We start from the raw sequence: 14,754 nt of genomic DNA on the forward strand, positions 1-14,754 counted from the left end.
CTGCGCGAGGAACCGCTGGACGCTCCCTCCGCCACTCACACCGAGGTGCGGTTCGTCGGCAGCACGAAAGGGCCCCGGACGCGTACGGCGTCCGGGGCCCAGGTGCTCCCCTGCGGGGAGAAGCCCGACCGCGGCGGCGGCGATCGCGTTCCGGTGCGGCTCCCTCAGGGCCGGGTGCGCGCACCGGAGCGCGTTGACCACCGCACTGGCTCGTCGCCGCCGCGGTCGTACGGGCCCTGGCGCGCGGCCGGTGAGGGCCGGGCGGAAGGGCGGACTGGGGCCCGCGCCCGCCGGTCGACCCCTCATCGGGTCCGGCGGGCGCGGGGCACGCTCCGGGGACGGCCTCCCCGGCTGCCGCGGAGCGTGGTTCGGGGGTTGGTCAGCCTTCGCGCAGGGCCTGCACGGCGGCTTCGACGCGCTTGCCGTACTCGGGGTCGGCGGCGTGGAAGTGGGCGAGGTTCTTCTCGATCACGTCCTCGCGGGAGACCTGGGAGAGGCCGCCGGCGATGTTGGCGACCAGCCGGGCGCGCTCCTCCTCGGACATCAGCCGGTACAACTCGCCGGCCTGGAAGAAGTGGTCGTCCTTGGAGTGGGCCGGGGCCTCGTGGGTCCCGGTGTGGCCGTGGACGGCGAGCGGCGCGGAGAGCGGGGTGCCGGTCTCGGCCGGGCCGCCGTACGAGTTGGGCTCGTAGTTCTTCTCGCCGCGCGGCTGGGCGTTGGCGGCCATCAGGCCGTCCCGGCCGTAGTTGTCGGCGGTGGTGGCGCGCGGCGCGTTGACCGCGAGCTGGGTGTGGTTGACGCCGAGCCGGTAGCGGTGCGCGTCGGCGTAGGCGAAGAGGCGGCCCTGGAGCATCTTGTCGGGCGAGGGGCCGATGCCGGGCACGAAGTTGTTGGGGGAGAAGGCGGCCTGTTCGACCTCGGCGAAGACGTTGTCCGGGTTCCGGTCCAGGACCAGGCGGCCGACGCGGCGCAGCGGGTAGTCGGCGTGCGGCCAGACCTTCGTCAGGTCGAACGGGTTGAAGCGGTAGCCGTCGGCCTCGGCGGCCGGCATCACCTGGACGTAGAGCGTCCAGGACGGGTGGACGCCGCGCTCGATGGCCTGGAGCAGGTCCGTCTGGTGCGAGTTGGCGTCCTTGCCGGCCAGTTCCTGGCCCTGCTCGGCGGAGAGCGAGCGGATGCCCTGGTTGGTCTTGAAGTGGTACTTCACGAAGAAGGCGTCGCCCGCGGCGTTGGTCCACTGGTAGGTGTGCGAGCCGTAGCCGTTCATGTGCCGGTACGAGGCGGGGATGCCCCGGTCGCCCATGAGCCAGGTGACCTGGTGGGTGGCCTCGGGGGCGTGCGCCCAGAAGTCCCAGACGTTGTCCGGCTCCTGCTTGCCGGTGAACGGGTCGCGCTTCTGCGAGTGGATGAAGTCGGGGAACTTCAGCGGGTCCTTGATGAAGAAGACCGGCGTGTTGTTGCCGACGAGGTCGTAGTTGCCCTCCTCGGTGTAGAACTTCACCGCGAAGCCGCGCGGGTCGCGGACGGCGTCGGCGCCGCCGAGGTTGTCGGCGACGGTGGAGAACCGGGTGAACAGCTCGGTCCGCTTGCCGACGGTGTTCAGGAACGCCGCGCTCGTCAGGTCGGAGACGTCGTCGGTGACGGTGAAGTGGCCGTACGCGCCGGAGCCGCGGGCGTGCACGACGCGCTCCGGGATGCGCTCCCGGTTGAAGCGTGCCAGCTTCTCCAGGAGGTGCTGGTCCTGGAGGAGGAGGGGACCGCCGACGCCGGCGCTGGCGGAGTTCTGGTTGTCGGCGACAGGAGCGCCCGACTCGGTCGTGAGCACACGCTTCGACATGGGGACCTTCCGTACGGGTGAGCAACTACGGAAAAACTCTTCCGCTGGGTGGAGCGTTGCGTGGAGCGTAGGTTCGGCGGAACCGAACGTCAACAGTTTGTTGAATCGGCGGGTGGGGTGAATCAGCAGGCAAGGGGTCATCCGGGCGGTGCCGCCGCCTGGGCGCGACAGGACAGGTGTCAGCGACGGCACCACCCGGACGTTCAGGGGCCGGACCGTGCGGTCCGGGCCTCCGGCGGCAGGATCAGACCTGGCCGCCGGAGAGGCGCTCGACGCCGCGGAGCAGCGCCGAGTGGTCGAGGCCGCCGTCGCCCTGCGCCCGCAGCGAGGCGACGAGCTGGGCGACGGCCGAGCCGACGGGCAGGGCCGCGCCGACGGTGCGGGCGGCGTCGGTGACGATGCCCATGTCCTTGTGGTGCAGGTCGATCCGGAACCCCGGGGCGAAGTCGCGGCGCAGGAAGTTGTCCTTCTTGCGGGCCAGCACGGTCGAGCCGGCCAGCCCGCCGCCGAGCACGTCGAGCGCCGCGCCCAGGTCCACGCCGGACTTCTCCAGGAAGACCACGGCCTCGGCGCACGCCTGGATGTTGACGGCGACGATCAGCTGGTTGGCGGCCTTGACGGTCTGGCCCGAGCCGTGCGGACCGCAGAGCACGATGGTCTTGCCCAGCGCCTCGAAGACGGGCCGGGCCTCGTCGAAGTCGGCCTGCTGGCCGCCGACCATGATGGAGAGCACCGCCTCCACCGCCCCGGTCTCGCCGCCGGAGACCGGCGCGTCCAGGACGCGGACGCCCTTCTCCTCGGCGGCCTTGGCCAGATCGATCGAGGTCTGCGGGGTGATCGAGGACATGTCGATCAGCAGGGCACCGCGCTTGGCGTGGGCGAGGATGCCGTCCGGGCCGTAGGCGATCGCCTCGACCTGCGGGGAGGCGGGGACCATCGTGATGACGATGTCCGCCTCGCGCACCGCCTCGGCGATGGAGGCGGCGGCCGTGCCGCCGGCGGCGGTGAGCCGGTCGAGCTTCTCCTGCTCCAGCGTGTAGCCGGTGACGGCGTACCCGGCCTTGATCAGGTTCTCGGACATCGGGGAGCCCATGATGCCGAGGCCGATCCAGGCGATCGACGGGCGGGCGGTGTCGGCGGTCTTGCTCATCGGGTGCCTCTCTCGGGGTCGGGGCGGGCCGGACGGGGCCGGCTCAGGAGCGGGCGGCGCGCAGGCCGGCGGGGAGCCAGGCGAAGGCGTCGGCGCTCGGGCGGTCGCCGGGCTTGTACTCCAGGCCGGTCCAGCCGGTGTATCCGGCGGCGTGCAGGCGGTCCAGCAGCGCCTCCAGCGGGAGCGAGCCGGTGCCGGGGGCGCCCCGGCCGGGGTTGTCGGCGATCTGGACGTGGCCGGTGCGGGCCGCGTGGGTGTCGATGACGGCGTACAGGTCCTCGGTGGACAGGCCGTTCATGGACAGGTGGTACAGGTCCATCAGGAAGGTGGCGTTGGCCAGGCCGCTCGCCTCGTTGACCCGGTCGGCGAGTGCGACGGTCTCGGCGGCGCCGAGCAGCGGGTAGCGGGGTGACTCGGGCTGGTTGAGCGCCTCCAGCAGGAGCTTCGCGCCGATCCGGTCGGCGGCGCGGGCGGCCAGGACCAGGTTCTCCAGGGCGAGTTCGTCCTGTGCGGCCGGGTCGGTGCCCTCGACGCGGTTGCCGTAGAGCGCGTTGAGCGCGGTGCAGCCGGTGGACTCCGCGAAGCGGGTCGCCACGTCGAGGTTGGCGCGGAAGCGCTCGGACTCCTCGCCGGGGACCGAGAGCGCGCCCCGGTCCGGGCCCGGCAGCTCTCCGGCGTAGAAGTTGAGGCCGACGAGCTGGGTGCCCGCGTCCTTCAGTGACGCGGCCAGGGCGTCGAGTTCGTCCTGCGGGGGAGTGGGGGTGGCCACCCAGGGCCACCACAGCTCGACCGCGCTGAAGCCGGCCGCCGCCGCTGCGGCGGGACGCTCCAGGAGCGGCAGTTCGGTGAAGAGGATCGAGAGGTTCACATCGAACCGCTGATTGGCGTAGCCCATGGGGAGACCGATGCTCCTTCCGTATTGCGGAAGTATGTTTCTGCTCAACGGAAGATTGCCTTCATGTTTCGGCGGCTGTCAAGAGGGTCGCGCCCCCGTCCGGGCGTTCACCGCGCCGGAACCCGGCCCCGGTCCCGGTCCGTTAGGGTCGGGGCGGCGGCCGGGTGCGAGGAGAAAACAGCCGGGTCGCGACAGAACAGCGAACAGGGGCGCCATGCGATTGCGAGTGGAATTCACCACGGAACCGTTCGACCTGGACGAGGCGCCCCCGCACGCGCTGGTCGCCCGCGAGGTGATCTCCTCGGCCGACCTCGACGCGGTGGACGTCGGTCCGTTCGGCAACACCGCCGAGGGCGGCGCCGACCAGGTCCTCGGCGCCGTCGACGCCCTCCTCCGTCAGGCGCTCGCCTCCGGCGCCACCCGCGTCTCCCTCCAGGTCAACGTCATCGAGGGCGACCGGTGAGCGCGGACGGGCCGGCCGGGCCGGTGGTGGGGGAGGCGGTTGTGGGCGGACCGTTCGTGGACGCCGTCAAGCCGCTGGTCGACGCGATGGGCGGCGAGCTGCTGCCGCCCGCCCGGGCCGGCGAGGAGGACGTGGTCCTCTCCTGGGAGGGGCGCGAGGTCGTCGCCGTGCGCCTGCCGCAGCTCAGCGACTCCCTCGACCAGATCCTCGCCGCCCTGGAGCGCAAGCACGGCCGCCCCCTCGCGGAACTCGACCGCAAGACCAAGCAGGCCGTCGTCCGCTCGCTGGAGGCCCGCGGCGCCTTCTCCGTCCGCCATGGCGTGGAGACGGTGGCGGGCGCCCTGGGGGTGTCCCGCTTCACCGTCTACAACTATCTGAACCGCTCCGAAGGCCGCTGAAAAAGCGCCGCGAGCACGCCCGCGCACCCCGCAACATCCGCCGCCGTCCGCTGTCCGGACGGCGGCTTTTGCGTGGCCGGTGGCGTTCGGGAGCGTGAAAATGAGTTCACAGCATTGTTTCAACAAAGTGTTGACGCCGACTCGTGGACGGCGTTAGCTATCCGCAGCCCGTCCAGCACAAGGCCACGGAGGCTCCCGTGACTACGAGTTCGCCGCCTGCGTCCGGGGCATCGTCCCAGGACAGCGCGGGCCTCACCCGGTTCAACACCCTGCCCCGCGAAGCCGCCGCCACCGTCCTCACCGAGGTCTGCGCGGCCCGCGACTGGGCCGCCGCCCTCGCCGAGGGCCGCCCCTACGCCACCCCCGAAGCCCTCTACGCCGCGAGCGACGCCGCCCTGGCCGAGCTCGACGCGAAGGGCCTCGACGAGGCGATGGCCGGCCACCCGCCGATCGGCCGCCCCAAGCCGGGCGACCCCACCTCCTCGCGGGAGCAGCGCGGCATGGCCGACGCCGACGAGGGGCTCAAGGCCGAGATGCTGGAGATGAACCTCGCCTACCAGGAGCGGTTCGGCCACGTCTTCCTGATCTGCGCCACCGGCCTCGACGGGAAGCAGCTGCGCGACGCGCTCGCCGCCCGCCTGGAGAACCCGCCGGAGCGCGAGCGGGAGAACGCCCGTACCGAACTGGTCAAGATCAACCGCATCCGGCTCGGCCGCCTCCTGGCGGAGCCGGCCGCGGACGCGCCCGCCTGAGGAGGAGCACGCATGAGCACCGACACCACCGCCTCGGTGTCCACCCACATCCTGGACACCAGCATCGGCCGGCCCGCCGAAGGGGTGCGCGTCACCCTGAGCGCGCGGACCGGCGCCGGGGCGCCCTGGGCGGAGCTCGGCGCCTCCCGTACCGACGCGGACGGGCGCTGCAAGGACCTGCCGGCGCTGCCGGCGGAGACGGCCCACGTACGGCTCGACTTCGACACCGAGGCGTACTTCGCGGCCGACGGCACAGAACCGAAGAAGCAAGCCGAGGCGCAGCAGGACGCCCCCCGCGTAAGGGACAGCGGTGCGTTCTTCCCCGAGGTGGCGATCACCTTCGCCGTCTCGCCGGGCGAGCACTACCACGTACCGCTGCTGCTCAACCCGTTCGGCTACTCCGTTTACCGAGGGAGCTAGCAGACAGATGACCGTCCGACCCCAGCCCGGCCGCCCGGCCGCTTCCCGCTCCAGCCGCCCGGTGATGCTCGGCCAGAACCAGTACGGCAAGGCCGAGAACCGCGTCGTCAAGATCACCCGCGAGGGCGCGACCCACCACATCAAGGACCTCAACGTCTCCGTCGCCCTCTCCGGCGACATGGAGGAGGTCCACTACTCCGGCTCCAACGCCAACGTCCTGCCGACCGACACCACCAAGAACACGGTGTTCGCCTTCGCCAAGGAACACGGCATCGAGTCGGCCGAGCAGTTCGGCATCCACCTGGCCCGCCACTTCGTCACCAGCCAGGAGCCCATCCACCAGGCGCGCATCCGCATCGAGGAGTACGCCTGGGAGCGCATCCCCGCCTCCGACGCCAACTCCCAGTTCATCGGCGCCGACGAGGTCAAGCACTCCTTCGTCCGCCAGGGCCAGGAGACCCGCCTCACCCAGATCACCTACGACGGCGAGCGGTGGGAGGTCGTCTCCGGCCTCAAGGACCTCGTCGTCATGAACTCCACCAACTCGGAGTTCTGGGGGTACGTGAAGGACAAGTACACGACGCTCCCCGAGGCGTACGACCGCATCCTCGCCACCCAGGTCGCCGCCCGCTGGCGGTTCAACTGGACCGACGACGAGCAGCGCATGCCGCAGTGGGAGACCTCCTACAAGCAGGTCAAGAAGCACATGCTGGAGGCGTTCGCGGAGACGTACTCGCTCTCCCTGCAGCAGACGCTCTACCAGATGGGCGCGCGCATCATCAACCACCGCGCGGAGATCGACGAGGTCCGCTTCTCCCTGCCCAACAAGCACCACTTCCTCGTCGACCTGGAGCCCTTCGGCCTCAAGAACGACAACGAGGTCTACTTCGCCGCCGACCGCCCCTACGGCCTGATCGAGGCGACCGTGCTGCGCGACGGCTGCGAGCCGCGCATACCGGAAGACCTCACCAACCTCTGACCGGCACCAACCTCTGAGCACCAGCCGGGCCGGAGGGGGAGCGGGCGGCGCCACCGCCCGTCCCCCCGCCGGCCGGGGCGGACCCCGCCGTGCGGACCGGGGCCCGCCCGCACCGGCCACCCTCTCGGCACCCGGGGGCGCACCCCGGGCGCGGGTCCCCTCCCTCGCCCGGCCCCGGCACTCAAATTCCCAGGGTCCTGCCGTACCCGGCCACTCCTCGCCAAAGGACTCACCATGGCAGCACCGGCAACCCCCGGCACCGCGGACGGCGCGGAGCGCCTGGTCATCGAGAACGCCTACATCGCCACCGTCGACGCGGCCGGCACCGAGTACGCCCACGGCCACGTGGTCGTCGCCGGCGGCCGCATCGAGTCGGTCGGCGCGGGCTCCGCCCCCGAGGGGCTCACCGGCGTCACCCGCCGCGTCGACGCCACCGGGCACCTGGTCACCCCCGGCCTGGTCAACACCCACCACCACTTCTACCAGTGGATCACCCGGGGCCTGGCCACCGACCACAACCTCTTCAACTGGCTCGTCGCCCTCTACCCCACCTGGGCGCGGATCGACGAGCCGATGACCTACGCGGCGGCCCGGGGCTCGCTCGCCATGATGGCCCGCGGCGGCGTCACCACCGCCATGGACCACCACTACGTCTTCCCGCGCGGCTCGGGCGACCTCTCCGGCGCGATCATCCGCGCCGCCGCCGAGACCGGCGTCCGCTTCACCCTGGCGCGCGGCTCCATGGACCGCGGCGAGAAGGACGGCGGGCTGCCCCCGGACTTCGCCGTGGAGAGCCTGGAGGGGGCGCTCGCCGCCACCGAGGAGACCATCGACCGGCACCACGACGCCTCCTTCGACGCGATGACGCAGATCGCGGTGGCGCCCTGCTCGCCCTTCTCCGTCTCCACCGAGCTCATGCGCGAGGGCGCGGAACTCGCCCGCCGCAAGGGCGTCCGCCTGCACACGCACGGCTCGGAGACCGTCGAGGAGGAGCAGTTCTGCAAGGAGCTGTTCGGCATGGGCCCCACCGACTACTTCGCCTCCACCGGCTGGCTCGGCGAGGACGTGTGGATGGCGCACTGCGTCCACATGAACGACTCCGACATCGACGCCTTCGCCCGCACCGGCACCGGCGTCGCCCACTGCCCCTCGTCCAACGCCCGCCTCGCCGCCGGCATCGCCCGCGTCCCCGACCTGCTCGCCGCCGGTGTCCCCGTCGGCCTCGGCGTGGACGGCACCGCCTCCAACGAGTCCGGCGAACTCCACACCGAGCTGCGCAACGCGCTGCTGATCAACCGCCTCGGCCCGCACCGCGAAGCGGCGCTGACCGCACGGCAGGCCCTGCGGCTCGGCACCCACGGCGGGGCGCGCGTCCTCGGCCGCGGCGACCAGACAGGCTCACTGGAGCCGGGCAAACTCGCCGACCTGGTGCTGTGGCGGATGGACACCCTCGCACACGCCTCCATCGCCGACCCGGTGACCGCCCTGGTCCTCGGCGCACCGGCCCCCGTGACCCTCTCCCTCGTCGGCGGCCGCACCGTCGTCGAGGACAACCACCTCACCACGGTGGACGAGGACGCTGTCGCCCGCTCCACGCGGGAGGCGGCCCAGCGCCTGGCGCAGATCGCCGCAGGCGGCTGACCCCCTGAACTCCGGCCGGGAGGGACGGTTCCCGGCCGGGGTCCGAGCAGCCGAGCGGGCTGCTCGGACGCCGCCCCGGTGCGTGGCCCAACGCCTCACGCCACCGGGGCGGTCCGTACCGACCCGCGCCGCCCACCGCACGGCCGGTACGACCTGGGCGCACCACCGCACGACCAAGAACACGACAGAGAAACCAGAACCTCGCCGCTCGGGCGCGACGAGGCGCATCGCCGCACCCGCGCACAGGGTGCGTACCACCGTATTCCTGGCATTTCGCATCACCTCCCAGAAGCACGTGCCGCATCACGACGGCACAGGAAAACAACCGGAGGAGCCGCAGTGGCCGACACGCCCAGGTTCAACCCGAAAGACCCGGCCCACGACCCCGCCGAGGGCGAGGGGCCGATACCCCGACAGCAGACCGCTGAGCAGCCGGACCAACCGGAGAACGGCAAACCCGCCGTGCACCCCGTCGACGAGAAGCTGCCGCCGCTGAAGATGGCCACCACCGGCCTCCAGCACGTGGCCGCCATGTACGCGGGCGTGGTCGCGCCGCCGCTCATCGTCGGCGCCGCCGTCGGCCTCAGCGCCACCGAACTCACCTTCCTCACCGGCGCCTGCCTCTTCACCGCCGGCCTCGCCACCTTCCTCCAGACGCTAGGCATCTGGAACATCGGCGCCCGGCTGCCCTTCGTCAACGGCGTCACCTTCGCCGGAGTCGCCCCCATGCTCGCCGTGGTCGACTCCACCGACGACAAGAAGGACGCCCTGCCGATCATCTTCGGCGCGGTCATCGTCGCGGGCGTACTCGGCTTCATCGCCGCACCCTTCTTCAGCAAACTCGTGCGGTTCTTCCCACCCGTCGTCACCGGTACGGTCATCACCCTCATCGGTGTCTCGCTCATGCCGGTCGCCTTCGGCTGGGCCCAGGGGCCCTCCCCGGACGCCCCCGACTTCGGCTCGGCCACCAACCTCGGCCTCGCCGGGATCACCCTCCTGGTCGTCCTGCTGCTGCGCCGCTTCACCCGCGGCTTCGTCAAGCAGATCGCCGTACTGCTCGGCCTCGTCATCGGCACGGTCATCGCCATCCCGTTCGGCGCCACCGACTTCGGGCCCGTCGCCGAGGCCGACATCATCGGCTTCCCGACGCCCTTCCACTTCGGCCCGCCGCAGTTCGCGCTCGCCGCGATCATCTCGCTCTGCGTCGTCATGGTCGTCTCCATGACCGAGTCGACCGCCGACATGCTGGCCCTCGGCGAGATCGTCGACAAGCCCGCCGACGAGAAGACCATCGCCGCCGGACTGCGCGCCGACACCCTGGGCAGCGCCATCAGCCCGATCTTCAACGGCTTCATGTGCAGCGCCTTCGCGCAAAACATCGGCCTCGTCGCGATGACCCGCATCCGCAGCCGCTTCGTGGTCGCCGCCGGCGGTGGCTTCCTCGTGCTGATGGGGCTCTGCCCGATCGCCGCCTCGCTCATCGCGGTCGTGCCCCGCCCGGTCCTCGGCGGCGCGGGCGTCGTCCTCTTCGGCTCGGTCGCCGCCAGCGGCATCCAGACCCTGGTCAAGGCGGGCCTGGAAAAGGACAACAACGTCCTGATCGTCGCCGTCTCGCTCGCCGTCGGCATCATCCCGATCACCGCGCCGGAGTTCTACCACGCCTTCCCGGAGACCGCGAAGATCATCCTGGACTCCGGCATCTCCACCGGCTGCGTCGCCGCCGTCCTGCTCAACCTGGTCTTCAACCACCTCGGCAGGGGCCAGGGCCGCGACAGCGACGACGTCACCGCCCCCATGGAACCCGCGGCCGACCTCCCGGCCCACCGCCAGGGCGCGGGCGCGCACTGAGCCACCTCCCGTCCGTCACGTACCGCCGGCCGCCCGGACCCCGAGAGGGAACGGGCGGCCGGCGGCACGCGTGACCGGGCAGGGTGGAGCGATGAACGCCGACCGGCCCCTCCCAAGCGAACTGAAAGCCGTCGACTCCGCCACGCTGCTCCGGGTGGAGTAGCGGGCGCGGGACCTAGGACTGAGCCAGAGGCTTGACGCGACATGGGTGCGGGCCAACGCCCAGCCGGACGGCACCCACCACCTATGGCCCGCCTTCTGGCACGAGCTGTCCCACCGGCAGGACATACCGCGCCAGTTGCGGTGCGAGCTGCTGATTGCCCTGGGCACGGGAGTGCGCGTGCGCAGCCTGCTGGACGTGCTGCCCGCCGACTTCACCCCACTGCCGAGGGTGACCGCTCGCGAGGAAGGCCTGCGCGTCGCCCGGCTGGCGGGCCGGGCTCCCTCGGTCAGAGAATGGCTGCTGCGCCAGGGCGACGGCGAGGGCGAGGAGGCGGAAGCGGCGCCCTGAGGTGCTTCCCGCCCTCGCTCGCCCCACCCCTACACCCCCAAGTGCCGCTCCAGCAGAGCGATGTCCGCCCGGTCCTTCTCCCGCCGGGGGAGCGCGGGGTTCCACACCGGCATCATCCGCTTGATCTCGATCTGGGCGCGGGGTGCCACCACCGGGCAGCTCAGCCCGCCGAGCCGTCCGGGTCCGCCGTCGAGCAGATCTTGCGGCCACGGCGTCCCCGCCCCGGGACCCCCGGCCACCACGATTCGGCCGAGGTGGTCCCGGTCGATCAGGGTGAAGCTGCTTTCCAGGCCGCCCTTGGCGAAGTCGCGCTGCAACCCCGGCGGAGGGCCGGGCACTTCGGCGTACCCGAGCCGGGTCAGCTCCCGCGCGAGGGCGTCGGCGCTGCCCGCCCAGGTGAACCAGTCGATGTCGCCGTGGTCGCGGGTCAGCCGCCCCAGCGTGAAGTCCATCGCCCAGCCACCCCGCAACCACAGCTCCGCCCCGGTCCGCCGGGTCGCCCCCAACACCTCTTCGATCAGCGCCAGTTGTCGCGCGGCCCGCCGCTCGTCGACACCGCTCACCGCCATCCCCCAACCTTCACTCCACGATCCGGTACGTGTCCCCGTACACCTTCCACACCAGGGGCGGGTCGAGGCGCAGGTTCCCCTCGCGGAGGAAGACGCGCTGGGCGGTGTCGATCCGTGAGGTGTCGGTGTGCGAGGGCTCCTCGGCGATGGCGGCCACCCGGGCGTCCAGGAAGGCGTGCAGGTAAGCCGTTTCGTCGCCGCCCCGCGAGAGAGACCGGGCGGTGTCCAGGGCGCGGCGGCGGATGGTGGCGAAGCCGACGTTTCCCGGGGCGTCGCCGTGGCCGTGCATGACCCGGGTGTCGTAGTAGCAGAACCGGCCGAGGGCGCCGAGGCCGTCCTGCCTGCCCCGCGCGACGGCCGGGTCGAAGTAGACGCGGTCCCGCTCCCCGTCCTGGGCGTCCCGGAAGGCCCGGTCTCCGTCTGCCGCCCGCTGCCACGCCCGGGTGAACCGGCCGCCGAGCCCCCGGTGCGAGGCACTGCCCCGCACCTCGCGCAAGGCCGGGAGGAAGCCGGTCAGTTCGGCGTCGGCCCGCTCACGGGCGTACCGCTCGACCAGGGCCAGCATGTCCCCGGTGCCGGAGCAGAAGCCGATGATGCCGGCGGTGTACCCCCGGCCGTCGCCGATGTCCTCGATGTAGCGGTACTGGGCGCGCCAGTCGAGCGAGGAGTTCTCCGCGCTCGACACCAGCCGCATCGCGATCTCCTTCTTCCGGGCAGTCTCCAGCCCCGGCCCGCCTGCTCCCGAGGCCTCGCCGGAGCAGGCCGCCAGCGCCGCCAGCCCCAGCAGCGCGACCCCGGCCTCCCTGCGCGTCACCGCCCGCAACTTGCCCCCGCCTCCCCGCTGTTCCGCACGGCGTACCGCGCACCCCGGCCCGAGAGTAACCACCCCCGCACACTCGCCGCCCCCCTCAGCCCCGGCGCGGCGAGGCCAGCAGATACGGCCCGGGCGGACGTACCCCCTGGTGGTGGCTGACCTGCCAGCCCGCCTCGGTCAGCGTCCGCGACCACGCCTCGTCCACCCGGTCGGGTGGTGTGCCGCCCACCGGCCTGACCTGGACCGCGTCAGGCTGTGGCGTCTCGCGCACCTCGTACCCGCCGGGCTCCTCGGAGGCCGGCGCGAACCCGGCCGCCTCCAGGGCCAGCGCAGCCGCCCGCACCAGATGCTGCCGCTCCCAGCCGCAGAGCCGGTCCGTCGCCCCGTCCGCCCGCGTCATCCGGCGCAGCTCCCGCATCCCCGACCAGGCCGCCCGCGCCTCGCGCAGCCGCGCCGCCCCGCCCGGCGGATCCTCGGGCCCCCCGGTCCGCGCCCGGAAACCGCCGTCCTCCGCCGCCGGCCGCCCGCCGGCGCCGGACGAACCCGGAGGCGGCGGCGAGACCGGCGCGTCCCCCTCCCGCAGCCGGTGTCCCGCCGGAGTGAGGAAGCAGGCGTGCGGCGGCCTCGGATGGCGGAAGGCCAGCCCCCGCCTCACCAGCCCGTCCAGCTGCGCGGCGGTCCCCGACAACCGCCCCGTGCCCGGCTCGGCCGCCTCGATGATCCGCTGCTGCGCCCCCGTCACCGGTTTCACCATGCCTCGCACCTCCCGTCCGCGCGCACCTGCGCACGCCCACCGTCCAGAGTGCCGCGCCGCACTGACAACGCGCCCGGCCACCCGGAGTACAGTCCGACGCGATCCGGTACGAGCGGACGAGGAGGACCAGCGTGGCGCAGACCAAGAAGGGCTCCCGGCTCATCACCGTCGACGGCACCACGTACCGCTGGCGGGTCCGGCGCAAGCCCACCTACGCCCAGGGCCTCTGCTGGACCCCGCTCACCTTCGCCGTCGAGGCGGCGGGCGGCGAGGGACCGGGCACGACCCTAGTCGTCACCACCGAGCAGACTCACCCCGGCAACTGGCTGCTCGCCGAACCCGGCTCCGTACGGCCGGAGCACGTCGCCGACGCCGTCCGCGAAGCCCTGGAACGCGGCTGGGACCCGGCCCGGCAGGGGTCCCCGTTCCTGCTCGACCGGTCGGCGGGATTCCGCTCGCCTCACTGACGCCGGCGCGCGTTCACCGTGCCAGCCCGCGCCCTCCGAACCTGCCCTGTCCCGCCAGCCCCTCCCACCAGGCGTCCAGTGCCGCCGCGTCCTGCGTGTGCCAGTCCGGGGTCGCCTCGACCAGGCCGTGTCCCAGGCGCCGGCCGAGCGCCGTCATGGCCTGGCCGACCGGTGCCCGGGCGGCGTCGTAGGCCGCTGCCGCCGAGGCCCAGTCGGCGCCCCCGGCCAGCGAGGACTCCAGGACGGCCACGTCCTGGAGCGCCTTGACCGCGCCCGCCCCGGTGTGCGGACGGGCCACCGTGGCGGCGTCGCCGAGCAGGAGCAGGCGGCCGGAGGCGTACCGGGGCGCCGTCACGTCGTACAGCCGCTGGAGGAAGACCGCGTCCGGGCCGGTGCGGCGGATCAGCTCGCCCCAGAACGGGGGCAGCAGCTCGCCGGTGATCTCGTCGAGGCGGGCACGGTGGGCCGCGTCGAGGGTGCGGGAGGTGGTGGCGGTGCCGGGGACGGTGGCGTAGAGGACCCAGTTGACGAGGCGTCCGCCGTGCCCGTCGGGGATGCGGTAGACGACCAGGTGGCCGCCGTCGAAGACGACGTACGCGCAGATGCCGTCGGCCCAGTCGGCGAGCCCCCGCAGCCGCTCCTCCGGGCAGGCGCCGCGCCAGGCGGGGTAACCGGCGGAGTGCGGGGTGAGGCCCGGGTGGAGGTGGTCGCGGACCAGGGAGGCGTGGCCGTCGGCGCCGACCACGGCGGCGTACCGCTCCTCGTCGTCGGCGCCGCGCACCACCACACCGCCGGCGTCGGCGGCGATCTCCCGCACGGTGCTCCCGGTGCGGAACTCCACCTCGCGCGGCACCCGCGCCCGCAGCGACCGCCACAGATGCCCCCAGCCGTACGCCCGGAAGGGGAAGGGCTGCACCCCCACCACCCGCCCGAGCGCCTCGGACCCGTCCCGCACGTACCAGTGCCGGACCCGCATCGGCTCCCACGGCACCGCATGTTCCACCAGTCCGGCGGCGAGCAGTTCGGCACACCGTTCGGTGTGCACCGCGACCCCCACGCCCCGGTCCGCCAGCTCGGCCGTGGCCCGCTCGTGCACCACGACCCGCCGCGCCCCCGCCCGGTGCAGCACCAGCGCCGCCGCACACCCGGCGATGGAACCACCGATCACCGCAACCGACTCCACCACGCCGCTCGCCCACCCCTCGTCAGCGGCGGCTCGGCTGCCACCACGCTCATGGTGCCGGAACGCGCGAGGG

16 protein-coding genes are annotated in these 14,754 nt (G+C 72.9%); 9 read left to right on the top strand and 7 right to left on the bottom strand.

The window, feature by feature from the left end; all coding sequences use genetic code 11:
• Window positions 1-379: 379 nt before the first annotated feature.
• The 3 genes from IF45_RS0103880 to IF45_RS0103890 form a co-directional block, all read right to left on the bottom strand.
• Window positions 380-1,837: a catalase gene (locus IF45_RS0103880; RefSeq protein WP_018469118.1), complete on the bottom strand. Its 1,458-nt coding sequence runs from the start codon at window positions 1,835-1,837 to the stop codon at window positions 380-382.
• A 244-nt stretch (window positions 1,838-2,081) separates the two neighbouring features.
• Window positions 2,082-2,987 carry a 2-hydroxy-3-oxopropionate reductase gene (locus IF45_RS0103885; protein WP_030305479.1) on the bottom strand — a complete coding sequence of 302 codons (906 nt, stop codon included), beginning with the start codon at window positions 2,985-2,987 and terminating at the stop codon, window positions 2,082-2,084.
• A 43-nt stretch (window positions 2,988-3,030) separates the two neighbouring features.
• The gene (locus IF45_RS0103890; protein WP_030305481.1) at window positions 3,031-3,882 is read right to left on the bottom strand and encodes a TIM barrel protein; all 852 of its coding nucleotides are present in this window, start codon (window positions 3,880-3,882) and stop codon (window positions 3,031-3,033) included.
• Window positions 3,883-4,096: 214 nt separating this feature from the next.
• Here IF45_RS0103890 and IF45_RS0103895 point away from each other — a divergent pair, with 214 nt between their 5' ends.
• The 8 genes from IF45_RS0103895 to IF45_RS31225 all read left to right on the top strand — a co-directional run bounded on the left by IF45_RS0103895 (window position 4,097) and on the right by IF45_RS31225 (window position 10,894).
• Window positions 4,097-4,345: a YkoF family thiamine-binding protein gene (locus tag IF45_RS0103895; RefSeq protein ID WP_026048217.1), complete on the top strand. Its 249-nt coding sequence runs from the start codon at window positions 4,097-4,099 to the stop codon at window positions 4,343-4,345.
• Window positions 4,346-4,431: 86 nt separating this feature from the next.
• A complete protein-coding gene (locus IF45_RS0103900) occupies window positions 4,432-4,743 on the top strand; it encodes a helix-turn-helix domain-containing protein (RefSeq protein WP_054099554.1) in 312 nt (103 codons plus the stop codon).
• 197 nt (window positions 4,744-4,940) lie between these two features.
• Window positions 4,941-5,495 (top strand): 2-oxo-4-hydroxy-4-carboxy-5-ureidoimidazoline decarboxylase, encoded by a 555-nt coding sequence (gene uraD / locus IF45_RS0103905; RefSeq protein ID WP_008412272.1) that lies wholly within the window; start codon window positions 4,941-4,943, stop codon window positions 5,493-5,495.
• A gap of 12 nt (window positions 5,496-5,507) precedes the next feature.
• Complete coding sequence (gene uraH / locus IF45_RS0103910; RefSeq protein ID WP_003951712.1) at window positions 5,508-5,915, top strand: hydroxyisourate hydrolase; 408 nt, start codon at window positions 5,508-5,510, stop codon at window positions 5,913-5,915.
• 7 nt (window positions 5,916-5,922) lie between these two features.
• Complete coding sequence (gene pucL, locus IF45_RS0103915) at window positions 5,923-6,894, top strand: factor-independent urate hydroxylase (protein WP_008412274.1); 972 nt, start codon at window positions 5,923-5,925, stop codon at window positions 6,892-6,894.
• 234 nt (window positions 6,895-7,128) lie between these two features.
• Window positions 7,129-8,535 carry an 8-oxoguanine deaminase gene (locus IF45_RS0103920; RefSeq protein WP_003951714.1) on the top strand — a complete coding sequence of 469 codons (1,407 nt, stop codon included), beginning with the start codon at window positions 7,129-7,131 and terminating at the stop codon, window positions 8,533-8,535.
• Window positions 8,536-8,874: 339 nt separating this feature from the next.
• Window positions 8,875-10,383 (top strand): nucleobase:cation symporter-2 family protein, encoded by a 1,509-nt coding sequence (locus IF45_RS0103925; protein ID WP_003951715.1) that lies wholly within the window; start codon window positions 8,875-8,877, stop codon window positions 10,381-10,383.
• Between the two features lie 208 nt (window positions 10,384-10,591).
• Window positions 10,592-10,894, top strand: coding sequence for a hypothetical protein (locus IF45_RS31225; protein ID WP_242534244.1), 303 nt, complete (start codon window positions 10,592-10,594; stop codon window positions 10,892-10,894).
• Window positions 10,895-10,923: 29 nt separating this feature from the next.
• Here IF45_RS31225 and IF45_RS0103935 read toward each other — a convergent pair whose 3' ends face one another.
• The 3 genes from IF45_RS0103935 to IF45_RS0103945 all read right to left on the bottom strand — a co-directional run bounded on the left by IF45_RS0103935 (window position 10,924) and on the right by IF45_RS0103945 (window position 13,031).
• Complete coding sequence (locus IF45_RS0103935; protein ID WP_030305487.1) at window positions 10,924-11,463, bottom strand: nucleotidyltransferase domain-containing protein; 540 nt, start codon at window positions 11,461-11,463, stop codon at window positions 10,924-10,926.
• Between the two features lie 10 nt (window positions 11,464-11,473).
• Window positions 11,474-12,277, bottom strand: a complete 804-nt coding sequence (locus IF45_RS0103940) for a chitosanase (RefSeq protein ID WP_051720664.1) — start codon at window positions 12,275-12,277, stop codon at window positions 11,474-11,476.
• A 94-nt stretch (window positions 12,278-12,371) separates the two neighbouring features.
• Window positions 12,372-13,031: a hypothetical protein gene (locus IF45_RS0103945; protein ID WP_030305491.1), complete on the bottom strand. Its 660-nt coding sequence runs from the start codon at window positions 13,029-13,031 to the stop codon at window positions 12,372-12,374.
• A 131-nt stretch (window positions 13,032-13,162) separates the two neighbouring features.
• On the opposite strand from IF45_RS0103945, the gene IF45_RS0103950 reads away from it, so the two are divergent.
• A complete protein-coding gene (locus IF45_RS0103950) occupies window positions 13,163-13,498 on the top strand; it encodes a hypothetical protein (RefSeq protein WP_030305496.1) in 336 nt (111 codons plus the stop codon).
• A gap of 13 nt (window positions 13,499-13,511) precedes the next feature.
• Here IF45_RS0103950 and IF45_RS0103955 read toward each other — a convergent pair whose 3' ends face one another.
• Window positions 13,512-14,666 carry an FAD-dependent monooxygenase gene (locus IF45_RS0103955; RefSeq protein WP_030305501.1) on the bottom strand — a complete coding sequence of 385 codons (1,155 nt, stop codon included), beginning with the start codon at window positions 14,664-14,666 and terminating at the stop codon, window positions 13,512-13,514.
• Window positions 14,667-14,754: the final 88 nt, after the last annotated feature.

Source organism: Streptomyces albidoflavus (assembly GCF_000719955.1).
Classification (GTDB): Bacteria; Actinomycetota; Actinomycetes; order Streptomycetales; family Streptomycetaceae; genus Streptomyces; species Streptomyces albidoflavus.